The sequence below is a fragment of the Mycolicibacterium sp. TUM20985 genome, assembly GCF_030295745.1.
Lineage (GTDB): Bacteria > Actinomycetota > Actinomycetes > Mycobacteriales > Mycobacteriaceae > Mycobacterium.
Map to the genome: position 1 here is coordinate 5,957,367 of NZ_AP027291.1, position 15,300 is coordinate 5,972,666.

The window sequence follows — 15,300 nt, forward strand, 5'->3', positions numbered from 1 at the left end:
CCGTGACCAAACAGCGGCCACGGGTAGTCATTGCTGGACTGGGTGACATCGGGTTGCTCACCGCGATCCACCTCGCCCGCCATGCCAGGGTCGTCGGAATCTCGAGCAAGCCCGAGCTGGTCAGCGGGCAGGAGTTGGGGGTGCGGTTGGCGCGGCCCGATGACTGGGCCCGAGACAACCGGGTCGACTTCGGGCGCTATCGACGGCTCGATGGCGTACGAAGGGTCCACGGGGTACTAACCGGCCTGGACCTCGATTCCCGCGAGGTCACCGTCCGGCTGGCCGACGGCAGCCTTGCCGTGGAGGCGTACGACGTGCTGGTGGTCTCGACCGGCGTGACCAACGGATTCTGGCGCCGGCCCGAGTTGCAGTCACGCGAGCAGATTGATGCCGACATCCTGGCGCATCACCAGGCCCTTGCCACCGCCTCTTCGGTGATCGTGATCGGCGGCGGCGCGGCAGCGGTCAGCGCTGCGGCGAATCTACGGATCCGTTGGCCCGACAAGCGGATTGAGCTCTACTTCCCCGGACAGCGGGCGCTGGTTGCGCACCATCCGCGCGCCTGGGAGCAGGTACGCAGCCGCCTCGTCGACCTTGGAGTCGGCCTGCACCCAGAGCACCGCGCCGTGGTGCCGGACGGCTTCGCCTGCGAGGAGATCACCCACGAGCCAGTCCACTGGAGCACGGGGCAGCACCCCGTCGAGGCCGACGCCGTCGTATGGGCCATCGGCAAGGTCGCGCCGAACACCGACTGGCTGCCCCCGTCCCTGCTCGACGAGCACGGCTTCGTCGACGTCGACACCACGTTGCAGACCCGCACCAGGCCGGAGATCTTCGCCATCGGCGACGTCGCCGCCACCGATCCGTTGCGGTCCTCGGCCCGCAACCGTGCTGATGGCTTGCTGGCGAACAACATTCGCGCTTATGTGACCGGCCGGCCACTCAAGGACTACCGAGCCTCCCGCTCTCGGTGGGGGTCGGTGCTCGGCGTGCAGGACGACGGGCTCCTGTTCTTCGCTTCCGACGGTCACACGATCCGGGTTCCAGCCTGGTTGATCAACCGGGTACTGCTGCCGTGGGTAGTCCGGCGCGGGTTCTACCGCGGCGTTCGGCCGGCCAGGGGCTGACTGCGGTCCATCCCGGGCCAGGGCCAGAAGCGCCACGCCACCAGTATCGGCACGATTGCCCAGGGAAGGTTCATCGGCAGGTAGAGCCCAAGGTTCGGGGGGCTGTCCGGCCCGAGGAATGTCTGCATGAAGTAGAAGTACATGTTCATGCTGGCGCTGACGAAATAGATCACGGCCAGAGTTCCCAGCCACGGCCACGACTTCAACTTCCACAGGCCGATGGTCAGCACGACCATCAATGGGAGCTGCACGAAGGCGTCGTAGAGAAGCGACGCTTGTAGCGGCGGCGGCATGACCAGGTGCTGCGGTTCCTCCTCGACGGCCCAGGTGTGCAGCCAACGCAACACCGGCCAGGGACTGCTGGGGGAGATGACCACACCGAGCCCCTCGGGCAGACTCAGCGCGACGGCGTTGACGATGCCGAGGATAAATGCAGGGATCAGGACGTAGTCGAGCCGGCTGCGGACGAGGGGGCTGGGTTCCACGAGAACTGTTGTCATCTGGTCACTTCCGACGTCGGGCCGGCGGCTTGGAATTGCTCAGCCCATTGGTCACCAGGTGAAGTGCCCGCTCGGTGAGCTCGTGCAACGACTCGCTTTGGTCGTAGGTGAGCCACCACTCGTAGGCATATTCGACCGCGGCAACGGCCGCGCGGACCATGACCCCCGCCTGGATGCCCGCTGCGGTGGCGGTGTCGGCCAGGCGGAGAGCGACCGCGCCGATGAGTTCGTCACAGTCCTCGCGATTGAGCAGGGAGGCTCGGCGCAACTCAGCCGGTGCCGAAGCCATCGCCCGCCGCCAGAGTTCCATGGTCTCGTCGTCGTTGACGAACTGTGAGGTGCGAGCGAGAATCGCCGCTGCAATGGATTCCGCGACGTCCTCGTCGCGCGGACGGGCGCGAAAGTTGGCGACGATCTGTTCCCGTCCGCGCTGCGTTGCTCCGAGCAAGAGGTATTCCTTGCTCGGTACGTGTCGGAAGAATGTACTGGGCGATATACCGACCTCTTCGGCGATCGCCTCGGTGGTGACATTGCCGAAACCCTGCGCCGCAAACATTCGCAGGGCGGCGAACTGGATGTCGGCACGCAACGCAATGCGTTGCCGTTCGCGCAGCGGAATCGACGCGCTCGTCTCGGTCTGACCTGAATCCTGTTGCGTGAAGGGCATGCTCACCTCGGTGGTCGCGGTTCCAGCGGCGGAGCGGGAATCTCGACGGCAGGGACGCTGGAGCCGCCGTCGACGTTCAAGATCGCGCCGGTGACCCACGACGATGCCGGGGACGCCAAGTACAGCGCGGCACAAGCGATGTCCTCGGGCATTCCGGCACGCTGCATGGGCGTGCGCTCCAGGAGATCACGGTGCATCTGCTCATCCTGCATGACCGTGGCGAGGGCTCGCGTGTCGATGGCACCGGTACCGATGGCGTTGATCCGCACCCGTGGCGCGAACTCGGCCGCGAGGTTTCTGGTCATCTGCGTCAGGGCCGCCTTACCCACGCCGTGGGCAACGAACGACGTGAGCACCATGTCACCTGCCCGCGATGAGATGTTGACGACGCTGCCGGAGCCGACGGTGTCCACCATCGCTTGAGCTGCGACCTTCGTCAGCAGGAACGGTGCGATGGCATTGAAGTGCACGGCGGACTGAAAGAAACGTTCCGAGGTGTGCATCGCCGGTCGCGGCGCGGTGCCTCCAGCGTTGTTGATCAGGATGTCGAGCCGGCCGAAGACGCGGACCGTCTCGGCCACCAGATGGTCGAGCTGGTCGGATTCCATCACGTCGGTCCGGACCGCCAAGGCTCGCCGTCCGGTCTCTTGAATGCGCGTGACGACCTCGTCGAGGTCTGACATCGTGCGGGCTGCAACCACGACATCGGCGCCCGCCTCGGCCAAGCCGATCGCAATGCTGCGCCCGATTCCCTGGCCGCCGCCAGTGACGATGGCGACCTTGTCGGTGACGGCGAAGTTGTCGAGGATCATGCATCTACTTCCGGCCGGGGACTAACAGTGTCCAGAAGTTGATAATCACTGTCAATATCAATGTCACTGCTGTTATGAGTGTTATGTCAGGCCACTCGAACCATCCCCGAGATCCGGCCGCGGCAACGCTGCCCATGACGGTCGAAATTCTAGAACTCACCCTCTTCGTCACAGGCGTGGATGCCACACCGATGATGGCCACCATGTGTATTAACCGCAGTTCTTGCTCAGCCAGGGCTGAGTGTCCAGAGGTTTCACAGCGAGAAGGTCGTCCTGCAACTGGACCTCTTCGTCGCTAGCGACCGAAGCCGTCGATTCCAGTTCGTCGGCGCGGGCGAGGAGTCTTCCGCACCGCAGGCAGAGAAACTGAATACACAAGCCGTCCAACTCATCCCTTGTCCCGTTGGCGCAGCAAGGCGCGCAAAGCCAATCGGTCGTTTTCAGTCGCCACCTGTCGTGGCTGTACGCAGCACGTCACGCGGCAGGCCCGCCGATCTGAGGACGGCGGACCTCACACCGATGGAGCGTGCGGGCGCTCCAAGACGTCACCGGCGTCTTCGTACATCGGCTCCCGGCAGCTGCGGTGCAGACCGCGGCAACCGACCGGGCACGTGTCGTACGCATCCAGATCACCGTCGGTGCAGGCGGTCTCGATCAGGCAGGACGCGATTCCGTCGTAGAGGGGTTCACCGGCATCATCGCCACGTGTCCGGCGACCCGACCCAGGGCGAGCGCACCTGGGTGGTGATCGTCGAGGCTAGCGAAGGTGGCTGGGGCGTCAACGGCACTGCCTACGGACGGCATAACGCAACTGACTTGCTTGGCTAGTAGTGGGCGCGCAAGCCAGACCGACTCCGCTACTGTCATCAGCCGACGAACTGGGACCGTTTCCGACGTGCCACTCCGCGAGAGCGAAACCGCCTGTCGTCACGGTCTTTAGGCGTGTGCGCCATCAGGATGTTCCCAAGAACTTGGAATCGGCTATCCGTCAGCCGCCGCGCGCCTGAGGTGGGCGAGGACTCGTTGGATGTGGGGTTGGCGGTCCGCACCGGTGGGTGTCAGGGCGTAGATGCTCCGCGTCACGGGTTCGGTGAGCGGGTGAAGACTGAGTTCGCTGGTGTTGGGGGGTAGGGCCATGTCCGGTATCAGGGCTACTCCGGCGTCGACGGAGACCAGTGCGGCCAGTACGGAGAAGTCCGTCGCGAGCGCAACTGCGTTCGGTACGAAACCGGCTGCGCCACAAGCGCGTTGGATCATTTCGTGACAGGACGATTCCGGTCCGGGCATCAACCAGTCGTCGGTGGCGAAGTGCGCCAGCTCGGCAGGCTGTCCTGGGTTGAGGCCGTGCCGGGCCGCACGTCGCGGATGAAGGGCGAGGTGAACGGGTTCTTCGAGGAGCCGATGCTGCTCGCAACCGGGGGGCAGGTCGCGGGGCAGCAGGGTGTAAGCGTGCACGACCGCGATGTCGACGTGACGCTGACGCAAGACCTGGGTGGCGTCGTCAGGCTCGCTCTCGACGAGTCGCAGATCCACCTGGTGGGTGCTGTCGAGTGCGAGCTCGCGCCACACCTGTGGCATGAACGTGCGGGCAGCGGAGGGGAATATCGCGATTCTGATGACGCCGCCTCGGCCACCGCGTAACGCCTCGAGATCGGCTTCTGCTGCAGCGATCCCACCCAGAATGACCTCGGAATGCTCGACGAGCAAACTGCCAGCGGCGGTGAGGCGCAGGGTCCTGCCATGCTTTTCCAGCAGGGGCATCCCCACTTCCTTCTCCAGTGCGGCGAGCTGCTGGGACACCGCCGGGCCCGTCAGATGTGCGGCCTCCGCGGTCGCTGCGACGGTTCGGTGGACCGACAAGTCGCGCAGTAGGCGAGCACGCCTCATATCGAACAAGTAGCTCACCTTCTCGGTTGGCACAGAACAAGTAACTGGTGCTTTTGTATTGTAGGCGTGAGACTCGATCGTGTGAAGACTCCCCCGATCCCAACCCACGTCGTCGCCCTCGGCGCGACGGTGGTGTTGTGGGCGTCGGCATTCCCCGCGATCCGGGTGGGACTGCCCGGTCTCGGGGTGGCTGGGTTGTCGGTGTGGCGCTTGGTCGTCGCATCCATCGCCCTGGCAGCGATGGCGCCGGTGTTCAAGGTCCGCCTGCCCAAGCGCCAGGATCTTCCGCTTATCGCGCTCGCCGGTGTCGCCGGGATGAGCGCCTACCAACTCCTCCTCAACTGGGGCGAAGTGCACGTGTCGGCCGGTACCGCCAGCCTGCTCGTAGCAATCGCCCCGGTCTTCAGCGTCCTGCTGTCCGTGGCATTCCTGCGCACCGGCCTGACGTGGTCGACGATTGTTGGAAGCGCGATCGCGCTGACCGGTGCTGCGGTGATCGCATTGACGGGCAGCACGGCGCACCTTTCGCTGGGAGCCATGGTGGTACTGGCCGCGGCGTTCGTGCAGGGGGCCTATCACGTCGCGATCAAACCGTTGCTGTCGCGGTACACCGGATTCGAGGTCGCGTGTTACGCGATGTGGTCGGGCACTGTGTTCCTGCTCCCCTTGCTGCCGGATGCCATCGGTCGGCTCGCGGACGCACCTCAGTCCGCGATCCTTGCGGCGATCTACCTCGGGCTGTTGCCCTCCGCGGTCGGCTTCGTGACCTGGAGCTATGCCGTGGCCCGGCTGCCAGTGGCTCAATCGACGGCGGCGCTGTACTTGGTTCCACCGGTCGCCCTGATCGTTGCCCTGGTTTGGCTCGGGGAGCGGCCCCAACCGATCGAACTGATCGGCGGTGCTATCGGTATCGCCGGCGTCGTCGTCATCAACAGGTGGCGCCACACCGGCGAGGTCGCGGCACCCATCGCCAGTATCGATCGAACTGAGGTCGCGACCTGATGGTCAACCAATCTCTCACCGCCGGTATCGCATTGCCGGACACCAGAATCGCCGCCGCGGCCACCGAACTCGTGCTGCACACCACCAGCGAAACGGTCTATCACCATTCGCGGCGGGTGTACTTCTTCGGCAGCCTGATCGGCCGGCTCCGCGGACTGAGCGTCGATCCCGAACTGCTCTACGTCGCTGCACTGTTCCACGACGTGGGTCTTGCCGCCCGGTTCCACCACAGCGGGCACCGCTTCGAAGTCGACGGCGCCCACGAGGCCCGCCGATTCCTCCAGGGCTACGACGTACCCGAAGACAGCATCCGGCGGGTGTGGACGGCCATCGCCCTGCACACCACACCGGGCCTACCCGAGTTCATGGAACCCGAAGTCGCCCTGGTGGCGGCCGGCGTCGAATACGCCGTGATGGGAATCGATTTCGACCAGATCGCCGACGCCGACCGGACCGCCATCACCAAGATCCATCCCCGCCCGGACTTCAAACGGCGCATCCTCGAAGCGTTCATCGACGGCACCGCCAGCAAGCCCGACACCACCTTCGGCACCCTCACCGCCGACGTGCTCGACCAGTACGTCACCGACTTCCGGCGCCGCGACTTCGTCGACGCCATCCACCAGTCGTCCTGGCCTGAATGACGCCCACCGTGAGGACCACGACATGGGATTACCGCACCTCTACAGAGAGCCGAACATCATGAGCACCGACACCCAGACCACCGAGCGCGATCCCGCAGCGTTGTTCGCGGTGGCCGAGGAATTTCGGGCAGCGCAACTCGTCGGAGACCGCACCCGTCTGCGCACCGTGCTGTCCGAGGACGTCACTTGGGTGTTGGCGGGCGACAACACCGTTTCGGGTGAAGCGCGCGGCGTCGACGAAGTATTCGCCCGATTCGACCAACTCGCGCACTACGGCGTGCACATCGGCATCGAGCACATCACCATCGGCCGTGACGGTGCGGCCCTCATCATGCACAACACCGGCGAACACGACGGACGACTCCTCGACGAGCACCTCGTCTCGACCATGACCGTCGCCGACGGCCAGATCGTCCGAATCGACACCTACCTGTCCGATCTCGACATGATGAACGCCTACTTCATCTAGCCCTAGCGCCAGAAGAATGCGAGACACCCATGCGTGCAGCACTACTCACCGCATTCGGCGGCGATCTGCAGGTGACGACCATCGCCGACCCGGCGCCCACCCGCGGCCAGGTGTTGGTCCGGATCACCGCGAGTGGCGTCAACCCGCTCGACACGAAGATCCGCCGCGGCCAAGCCGCCCACGCAGCAACCGTGCTGCCGGCCGTGCTGGGGCTCGACCTGACCGGGGTGGTGGCAGAGCTCGGTCCCGGCGTCACCGGATTCAGCGTCGGCGACGAGGTCTACGGGATGACCGGCGGGGTCGGGGGTCATCAGGGTTCGCTCGCAGAGTTCGCCGCCGTCGATGCTCGCTTGCTGGCGATCAGGCCGAGTTCCCTGTCGATGCGCCACTGCGCCGCAATGCCGTTGAGCATCATCACCGCCTGGGAAGGTCTCGTCGATCGTGCCCGGGTCCACCCTGGACAGCGGGTGCTGGTGCACGGCGGTGCTGGCGGGATCGGCCACATCGCGGTGCAGCTGGCCCGGGCACGAGGCGCCGAGGTCTACGCGACGGCGTCGCCGGGCAACAAGGACACCATCCGACGTCTCGGTGCGACCCCGATCGACTACACCACGGACACCGTCGACGACTACGTCGGAACCCACACCGGCGGTGAGGGATTCGACGTCGTCTTCGACACCGTCGGCGGTGCCACGCTCGACGACTCCTTCGCCGCCGCCAAGCGCTACACCGGTCACGTGGTGAGCGCTCTGGGTTGGGGCACCCACAGCCTGGCCCCGCTCTCGTTCCGAGGAGCCAGCTACTCGGGGATCTTTGCGCTGATGCCGCTGCTCTCCGGAAACGGGCGCGAACACCACGGCGACATCCTGCGTCACGCCCGCGAACTCGCCGACACCGGACACCTCATCCCCCGCGTCGACCCCCGCACGTTCACCCTCGACAAGATCGGCGCCGCCCACGACGCCGTCGAGAGCGGACACACCGACGGGAAGGTGGTCATCACCGTTGAGTGACCGCCCCGACCGCGTCAGATGACGATCACCGCTTGCCCCGACCCCAGAAAGAAGCAGCCATGAACCGGACATCGCAGAGCCAAACCGTCCCATCACCTGAACACCGCACCCACCCATCTGACATCGAGTGCAGCGTGAAGACACTCGTGGTCGGAGCGGGAGCCACCGGCGGATACCTCGGCGTCCACCTCATCCGAGCCGGTCGCGACGTCACGTTCCTGGCACGTCCACGCACACTGTCACGGCTCACCGCCGACGGTGTCCGTATCCAGGGCCGCGACGGACTATCGACCACACCGGTCAACGCCATCGCCACGGCCGATCTCGACGGCCCCTACGACGTGGTGCTTCTGGCCGTGCGCAGCGACGCCGTCGAATCGGCCACCGACGACTTCCGTGCAGCGGTGGGCGTGCACACGCGGATCGTTCCGATGACGAACGGCATGGCGCACCTATCGACGCTCGCCAAAGCGTTCGGCGAAGACGCCGTTCTGGGTGCGACGGCAAAACTGGCTACCTCACTACTGCCGGACGGCACCATAGACGAAGTCGTTCCCGGCGCGCAGCTGGAGATCGGGTCGCTCGACGGCAGCCAGTCCGACGACATCAGCTCGATGGCAAAGGAATTCGCGGTCGACGGCATCTCCGTCCGCACCACGAACACCGTTCGGGTGGCGATGTGGGAGAAGTTCGCGTTCATTACGACGACGGCCGTTCTGACCTGCCTGGCCGGCGACGTCATCGGGCCCATCGCCCGCGCCTCGGGCGGCACCACCCTGGCAGTCCGGATCCTCGACGAGGTCGATTCCGTCGCGACTGCGGAGGGATATCCGCTGAGCCGCCCAGCCAAGGAGGCGCTCCACGGACTGCTCACCGACCCAACGTCCAGCTTCGGGCCCTCGATGTTCCGAGACCTGCGCGCCGGGCGGCCCGTCGAAACCTCGGTGTTCAGCGATCTCACTGCCCGAGCGCGACACCACGACATCGCCATCCCGCTCGTCGACGCGGCCACCGTCGTCATCGACGTACGCGGCCGCTGACACGCAGCCCCCACCTCATCACCCTCGAAAGGAACTCCAGTCATGGCTCTCTCTCCCAGAACGTGGTTCATCACCGGCAGCAGCCGTGGGCTCGGACGCGCATTGGCGCAGGCCGCGCTACTCCTCGGCGACAATGTGGTCGCGACCGCCCGTGACACCGCGTCGCTCGCCAATCTCGTGGCTCAGCACGGTGGTCGCGTGCTGCCGGTGAGGCTGGACGTCGCCGATCCGCACGCCGCGATCGCAGCAGTCCGGGCGGCCACCGCACGATTCGGGCGGCTCGACGTCGTGGTCAACAACGCCGGCTACGCCAATTTCGGTTCCTTCGAGGACATTCCGTCCGACGACTTCCGTGCGCAAGTGGAGACCAACCTGTTCGGCGTCATCAACGTCACCCGAGCGGTCGTGCCCCTGCTGCGAACCCAGGGCAACGGTCACATCGTGAACGTCTCCTCCCTGGGCGGACGCCTCGCAGGTGCGGGCCTGACTGCGTATCAACTGTCCAAATGGGCCGTCAGCGGGTTCAGTGTCGGCTTGGCCGCCGAACTCGCACCACTCGGCATCCACGTCACCGCCATCGAACCGGGCGGCATCCGCACGGATTGGGCCGGTGATTCCATGCAGGTGCTGCCCATCTCCGAGCCCTACCGGGCCACCCTCGACCGGTTCGCCAACGTGCGCGGTTCCGTCCGCCAAGCCAGTGACCCCGCCAAGGTCGCCGCAGCCATCCTGACGATCGTCGAACTCGACGACCCGCCGACGCGGATTTTGCTGGGCTCCGACGCGGTCACCATCGCCGCCGTCGCCGAGGCGGCTCAACGCGACAGCGACACCCGCTACCGCGAGCTGAGCCGCTCCACCGACGCCGACGACGTGACCGCTGCCGAACTCGATCCACTCAACATCGCCGCCGGCGCGGCTTCGACGGTGGCGTCATGAGCCTGCACGACGCACGCGTCCTGCTCATCGGCGGCACCTCCGGTATCGGTCTCGGGGTCGCCCACGCCGTCGCCGATCGGGGCGCCCACCCCATCGTGGTGTCGCGGCACCAATCCAGTGTCGACCGGGCACTTGCCGAACTCCCCGACGACGCCCGGGGAGCCACGGTGGACCTCACCGACCCCGGTGCGCTGGACCGACTGGCCGAAGGAGTCGGCGACGTCGATCACCTCGTATACACCGCGGGCGAATCGCTCGAGCTGGCTCCGTTGACCGATCTGACCCCCGAGGTCATCCACGGATTTCTGCAGACCCGGTTCATCGGTGCGCTCAGCGCGGTGCGCGTGTTCGGCCCCCGCTTGCGCGCCGGTGGTTCGGTGACCCTGACCAGTGGCACCGCGGCCTGGCAGGCGGGTTATGGTGCGCTGCCGGTCAGCGTGTGTGGCGCGATGAATGCTTTGACCACCGCCCTCGCAGTCGAACTCGCGCCCATCCGGGTCAACGCCGTCGCACCCGGCCTGATCCGCACCCCGCTCTGGGATGCCATGTCCGAGGGTGACCGCGCATCCCTTTACCACCAAGAGGCGCAACGGGTTCCGCTGGGTCGCATCGGCGAGGTCGAGGACGTCGCACGTGCCTACGTCTACTGTATGGAGCAAGTGTTCAGCACCGGCACGGTACTCACCGTCGAAGGCGGGACACTCCTTGTCTAGGTCAATGCGGGCACTCGCTGACAGACTGACTCGATGACCGTCACCGAGCACCTCGAACTTGCCGGCCGAACCGCGTTGATCACCGGCGGCACACGCGGCATCGGCAAGGGCATCGCCGATCGGCTGCGCGCCGGTGGAGCACGAGTCATCGTCGCTGCGCGAACGCTCCCCCCGGGACAATCCCCCGACGACGTCATCGTCGCCGACGTCAGCACCAGCGACGGTGTGTCTGAACTGGCTGAGCGGGCCCACCACCAGCTTGGCGGCATCGACATCGTGGTGCACAACGTCGGTGGATCCGCGCAGGCATCCGGTGGCGCCGCCACACTCACCGACGGGGACTGGCAGTCGGCCTTCGATCAGAACCTATTCGCCGCCGTCCGGCTAGACCGCGCCGTGGTCCCGGGCATGGTCGAACGCGGACGCGGCAGCATCATTCACATCACATCCATCCAGCGCCGCTCACCGCTGCCAACCACGCTGCCCTATGCGGCGGCCAAGGCCGCCCTGGCCAACTACAGCAAGGCGCTGTCAAACGAGCTGGCACCCAAAGGGATTCGAGTCAACGCCGTGGCGCCAGGCTTCATAGAAACTGAATCTGCACACCAAATGGTCGTCGACATCGCAGAGCTCAGCGACCTGAGCCTCGACGAGGCCCGCGCACAGATCATCGCATCGATCGGCGGCATCCCGATGGGAACACCTGGCACCCCCGCCGACGTCGGCGAACTCGTAGCCTTTCTCGTCTCCGACCGCGCCGCATACATCACCGGAAGCGAATACGTCGTCGACGGCGGCAGCATCCGCACCGTGTGACCGATGACTACGGAAAGACGCCTTCGCGTTGGTGCTCCGTCCGTTGCACTCAGCAGACTTAGCCGCTGGCACATGATGCCCCGCGGAGAAGGACCCTTCACTGGCTAGATTCAACGGTTCTGCGCGAGCGGCTGCGCTGAACGGATCGTCGCGCGTGGTAAGCCCTGTCCAGCAGGGGCTTCATCGATTCCGCGGCGATGCTGTCGACCTGGTGTCCGTCGATGATCCCGACGCCATTGATTCGTCTGCGGCGCTACAGCATTCCAGCACGACGCCGGGCTCTCCGCTCCGGTGTGGGGAGAGCTCGCGCCAACCTCACTCATCGACGAACTCCGCGACCTTTGGCGGCGACACCTGCGCACGATCCTGCGCGGATCCCAGGACTGAAGGCCGAGCCCTACTGCAGCGGTGAGCACGGGATCGGTTCGAGTATCCGAACCTGCCTCGAAACAATCAGCGAGACATCGAAATCCACATGGTCGGCGATGAAGTCCGCACTCCTCGCGTAGACCTCGGCGAGGCGCGCTGGGTCATCGCCCGGACGATAGCCGACGAGCGCCATGACACGAAAGCCGTCGAAGGCCACATCGGTCCAGACGCCGTGGACGACGATGCCGTATCGGCGCAGGGTGTCGACGTGCCGCGGCCAGAAGTCCCGTGTGTACTGGCGCAATGCCTCCGCGTTAGCCAAGGTGTACGTGCGCAGTTCCATCACCGCGGATCCCCTTCCGATCGACGTACCCTCAAGTGCTCTCACTCACGGACACTCGCCACGTCAGGACGTCGCGCGGACTACGTGATCGGAGATTAGTCCGTACACCCGTCGGGTGGCATCGCCGGCCTGCGGTGCGTCGCTCATGATGTTGTACCCGTGGTCGAGCCCCTCGACCTCCTGGTACTCGGCCAACGCCCCCACGGCCTCGAGTTTGCGGGCATACGCGGCGGCTTCGCCACGGAGGCGGTCGAATTCGGCGGTGGTGATCAGCGCGGGGGTGATGCCGGCGAGCCCGTCACCGTTGACGCCCCACGCCGGTGAGGCCAGCGGGTCGCGCCGCCGCATCGCATCGGGTATGTAGGCGGTGTCGAACACGGCACCCATCCAAGGCTTCATCACCGCGGCGTGCTTGCGCGGACTGGGTTTGTCCTTGGTCGCGGTGACGAGATCCAGTGGTGCGTAGTGCAGCACCTGCAGACGAATCGCCGGACCGCCAGTGTTCCAGGCGACTCGGGACACCGCCGCGGCGAGGTTCCCGCCGGCACTCTGTCCTCCCACGCACAACCGGGTGCCATCCCAGTCACGGTCGGTCGACGCGGCCCAGCACAGGACGTCGTGAAGCTGATCGACCGGAGCTGGGAAGCGATGCCTCGGCGCGAGCACGTAGTCGGTGTTGACCACCACCACGCCGGCGTGCGCGGCCAGGTAGCGGCACCACGGGTCGTCCTGGTCGCGGTGCCCGACCACGAAGCCACCGCCGTGCACGTTCACATAGACCGCCGCTCGCCGAGTTCGAGGAGAAGGCCAGTAGACGGTGGCGTCGGTCGGGCCGTACCGCGTCGGGATCGCAATCGTGGTGGTGTTGCCGGGGATCTCGGGGAAGCGGACGGTCGGCTTGGGTGTCGGATCGACGAGCGCGCCGAAACTTCGTGCCACCGCATCGGCGACCAGCCGATTGGACAGGACGGACATATTTCCCCTTTGGACGATCGAGCAGTTTGAGATCCGTTGGTGCTAAGTGGCGTTCAGCGGACCGGCGAATGACTTTCGTAGCGCGCTCGGAGCGACCACCGGTAACAGTGCCGCCAACGCCTTGCGCTTGAGCCCGGAGGGCGCCGCGTCAGCTCGACGTCGATGCGGGCACCACGGCCGTCAGGAGCCAGCTGGCAGACCCAGCCGCGCAGTACGCAGTGCCCGCCGGGTTCGCCGCCATCGCCGAACTCGTCCACAACGGTCTGGGCACCACCTTCATGCCCCACTCGGACGCCACCCGATTCAGCGACCTGCGGAACGTCGAACTCATGAAACCCGTGCTGTGGCAGGTCTACCTGGCCTCGCCACCCGTCGATCACATGACCCAGGCCGCGAGGCGGCTGGCAGATACGCTGCTCGACGCCGCCGCTCAGGCCCGAACTCACTGAAAGGCACCTGCTCAACGGACACCGACCTTCACACGCCCTGAAGCGATCGGATCGGGAGGCTTCTCGAGGGGGGATTCCTCAAATCGCCGACCAGCCTCCGTCGACGCTGAGGACGGCGCCATGGACATTGCTGGCGGCGGCGCCGGCGAGAAAGACCACGCAGGCGGCGACTTCCTCGGGTGTGCTCATGCGGCGCGAGGGCAGACGTGCCAGGACCGGCTCGAGGTGTTCGGCGTATTCCTGTTGTCGTTCGGTGGCGATGGGTCCAGGCGCGACGGCGTTCACCCGTACCCCGACTGGGCCGTATTCGTCGGCCCACGATTTCGTCAGCGAGTGTATGGCCGCCTTGTTCGCGCAATAGACCGCCGAGCCACTGGCGCCGTGCAGTCCGGTGATGGAACCGATGTTGACGATGGCACCTCCGCCATGACGCGCCATCTGCGGCGCGATGATGCCGGTGAGCAACAATGGGGCGAACACGTTGACGGCGAACACATCTCGCAGCTGACCCTCGGTGATGTCCGCGGTGGGGGTGGGCATCACCAGGGTGGCGGCATTGTTCACCAGGACGTCGAGATGGCCACCCGCGACCTCGGTGGCGGTCGCGGCGACGCGCCGGATCTCGTCCTCGCCCGCACCGAGGTCGGCGGCGACGAACGCGGCCCGGCCGCCTGAGGAGCAGATGTCGGCGACGACGGTCTCGCCCCGCGCTTCGTCTCGTCCGCTGACGACGACGAAGACGTCCTGTGCGGCCAGCGCCGCGGCGATCGCGACGCCGAGGCCGCCGGTCGATCCGGTCACCAATGCGGTACGGCCCGATGGCCGGGTATCTTCTGGGTTCATGAGCGCCCATGTTTCCGCGTCTAAAATGGACCTGCAAGTCCAGAAATTGACGACGAAGGGACACGCCACCCGGCAGCGAATCGTTGAAGGTGCGGCCACCGAGATCCGAGACCGCGGAGTGGCGCTGACCACCCTCGAGGACGTCATGGCGCGAACGCGCACGTCGAAAAGCCAGTTGTTCCATTATTTTCCGGACGGCAAGGACCAGTTGCTGTTGGCCGTCGCGGCCTTCGAATCGCAGAGGGTGCTCGACGATCAGCAACCGTTCTTGGGGGCGCTCACTTCCTGGGCGGCATGGCAGCGTTGGCGGGACGCCGTGGTGGACCGTTACCGCCGCCAGGGACAGAACTGTCCGATCGCCGTACTCATGTCGGAAGTGGGTCGATCGACTCCCGGAGCGCGAGCCGTGACCGCCGAGTTGATGGTCAAGTGGCACGGTGCGATCGCCGGGGGTGTCCGCTCGATTCAGCAGCAGGGCAAGATCGCCGCCGAGGTGGACGCGGACCGAGCTGCCGCGGCGCTGCTCGCCGGTATCCAGGGCGGTGTCGGCATCATGCTCGCCACGGACGACCTGTCCTATCTCGAGGCCGCCCTCGACCAGGGGATCGCCACACTCCACCGTGACTAAAGCGTTATGGCACAACAACTCGCTGGCAGGTGAGTGTGTGTGCGACGGTGAGATGTACACCGCC

Annotated in this window: 18 protein-coding genes; 11 read left to right on the forward strand and 7 right to left on the reverse strand. The window is 66.0% G+C overall.

Annotation, left to right across the window (positions count from 1 at the left end; genetic code table 11):
* The first annotated feature begins 2 nt into the window (after positions 1 to 2).
* Positions 3 to 1,127 (forward strand): FAD-dependent oxidoreductase, encoded by a 1,125-nt coding sequence (locus QUE68_RS28995; RefSeq protein ID WP_286274901.1) that lies wholly within the window; start codon positions 3 to 5, stop codon positions 1,125 to 1,127.
* On the opposite strand, the gene QUE68_RS29000 is transcribed toward QUE68_RS28995, so the two are convergent.
* From QUE68_RS29000 to QUE68_RS29015, 4 genes are all read right to left on the reverse strand, one after another.
* Positions 1,097 to 1,627 (reverse strand): EXPERA domain-containing protein, encoded by a 531-nt coding sequence (locus QUE68_RS29000; RefSeq protein ID WP_286274902.1) that lies wholly within the window; start codon positions 1,625 to 1,627, stop codon positions 1,097 to 1,099. The genes QUE68_RS28995 and QUE68_RS29000 overlap by 31 nt on opposite strands.
* Before the next feature lie 4 nt (positions 1,628 to 1,631).
* A complete protein-coding gene (locus tag QUE68_RS29005) occupies positions 1,632 to 2,294 on the reverse strand; it encodes a TetR/AcrR family transcriptional regulator (protein WP_284234594.1) in 663 nt (220 codons plus the stop codon).
* A 2-nt stretch (positions 2,295 to 2,296) separates the two neighbouring features.
* The gene (locus QUE68_RS29010; protein WP_286274903.1) at positions 2,297 to 3,106 is read right to left on the reverse strand and encodes a glucose 1-dehydrogenase; all 810 of its coding nucleotides are present in this window, start codon (positions 3,104 to 3,106) and stop codon (positions 2,297 to 2,299) included.
* 981 nt (positions 3,107 to 4,087) lie between these two features.
* Positions 4,088 to 4,966 (reverse strand): LysR family transcriptional regulator, encoded by an 879-nt coding sequence (locus tag QUE68_RS29015; protein WP_286274904.1) that lies wholly within the window; start codon positions 4,964 to 4,966, stop codon positions 4,088 to 4,090.
* Positions 4,967 to 5,074: 108 nt separating this feature from the next.
* Here QUE68_RS29015 and QUE68_RS29020 point away from each other — a divergent pair, with 108 nt between their 5' ends.
* The 8 genes from QUE68_RS29020 (at position 5,075) to QUE68_RS29055 (ending at position 11,629) form a co-directional block, all read left to right on the forward strand.
* Entirely contained in the window at positions 5,075 to 5,995 is a 921-nt protein-coding gene (locus QUE68_RS29020) for a DMT family transporter (protein WP_286274905.1), read from the forward strand.
* A complete protein-coding gene (locus tag QUE68_RS29025) occupies positions 5,995 to 6,639 on the forward strand; it encodes an HD domain-containing protein (protein WP_286274906.1) in 645 nt (214 codons plus the stop codon). Before QUE68_RS29020 ends, QUE68_RS29025 begins: the two co-directional genes overlap by 1 nt.
* Positions 6,640 to 6,697: 58 nt before the next feature.
* On the forward strand, positions 6,698 to 7,108 hold the full coding sequence (locus tag QUE68_RS29030; RefSeq protein WP_286274907.1) for a nuclear transport factor 2 family protein: 411 nt from the start codon (positions 6,698 to 6,700) through the stop codon (positions 7,106 to 7,108).
* 29 nt (positions 7,109 to 7,137) lie between these two features.
* Positions 7,138 to 8,121 carry a zinc-dependent alcohol dehydrogenase family protein gene (locus tag QUE68_RS29035; RefSeq protein WP_286274908.1) on the forward strand — a complete coding sequence of 328 codons (984 nt, stop codon included), beginning with the start codon at positions 7,138 to 7,140 and terminating at the stop codon, positions 8,119 to 8,121.
* 134 nt (positions 8,122 to 8,255) lie between these two features.
* Positions 8,256 to 9,161 carry a ketopantoate reductase family protein gene (locus QUE68_RS29040; RefSeq protein ID WP_286274909.1) on the forward strand — a complete coding sequence of 302 codons (906 nt, stop codon included), beginning with the start codon at positions 8,256 to 8,258 and terminating at the stop codon, positions 9,159 to 9,161.
* 42 nt (positions 9,162 to 9,203) lie between these two features.
* Entirely contained in the window at positions 9,204 to 10,100 is an 897-nt protein-coding gene (locus QUE68_RS29045) for an SDR family NAD(P)-dependent oxidoreductase (RefSeq protein WP_286274910.1), read from the forward strand.
* Complete coding sequence (locus QUE68_RS29050) at positions 10,097 to 10,813, forward strand: SDR family oxidoreductase (protein ID WP_286274911.1); 717 nt, start codon at positions 10,097 to 10,099, stop codon at positions 10,811 to 10,813. Before QUE68_RS29045 ends, QUE68_RS29050 begins: the two co-directional genes overlap by 4 nt.
* 33 nt (positions 10,814 to 10,846) lie before the next feature.
* On the forward strand, positions 10,847 to 11,629 hold the full coding sequence (locus QUE68_RS29055) for an SDR family oxidoreductase (RefSeq protein ID WP_286274912.1): 783 nt from the start codon (positions 10,847 to 10,849) through the stop codon (positions 11,627 to 11,629).
* A 397-nt stretch (positions 11,630 to 12,026) separates the two neighbouring features.
* On the opposite strand, the gene QUE68_RS29060 is transcribed toward QUE68_RS29055, so the two are convergent.
* A complete protein-coding gene (locus QUE68_RS29060; protein ID WP_353507019.1) occupies positions 12,027 to 12,344 on the reverse strand; it encodes an NIPSNAP domain-containing protein in 318 nt (105 codons plus the stop codon).
* Between the two features lie 60 nt (positions 12,345 to 12,404).
* On the reverse strand, positions 12,405 to 13,316 hold the full coding sequence (locus QUE68_RS29065) for an alpha/beta hydrolase (protein ID WP_286274913.1): 912 nt from the start codon (positions 13,314 to 13,316) through the stop codon (positions 12,405 to 12,407).
* A gap of 218 nt (positions 13,317 to 13,534) precedes the next feature.
* On the opposite strand from QUE68_RS29065, the gene QUE68_RS29070 reads away from it, so the two are divergent.
* A complete protein-coding gene (locus tag QUE68_RS29070; RefSeq protein WP_286274914.1) occupies positions 13,535 to 13,765 on the forward strand; it encodes a type 2 periplasmic-binding domain-containing protein in 231 nt (76 codons plus the stop codon).
* 78 nt (positions 13,766 to 13,843) lie between these two features.
* Here QUE68_RS29070 and QUE68_RS29075 read toward each other — a convergent pair whose 3' ends face one another.
* Positions 13,844 to 14,608, reverse strand: coding sequence for an SDR family NAD(P)-dependent oxidoreductase (locus QUE68_RS29075; protein WP_286274915.1), 765 nt, complete (start codon positions 14,606 to 14,608; stop codon positions 13,844 to 13,846).
* A gap of 25 nt (positions 14,609 to 14,633) precedes the next feature.
* On the opposite strand from QUE68_RS29075, the gene QUE68_RS29080 reads away from it, so the two are divergent.
* Positions 14,634 to 15,236 (forward strand): TetR/AcrR family transcriptional regulator, encoded by a 603-nt coding sequence (locus tag QUE68_RS29080; RefSeq protein ID WP_286275966.1) that lies wholly within the window; start codon positions 14,634 to 14,636, stop codon positions 15,234 to 15,236.
* Positions 15,237 to 15,300 lie beyond the last annotated feature (64 nt).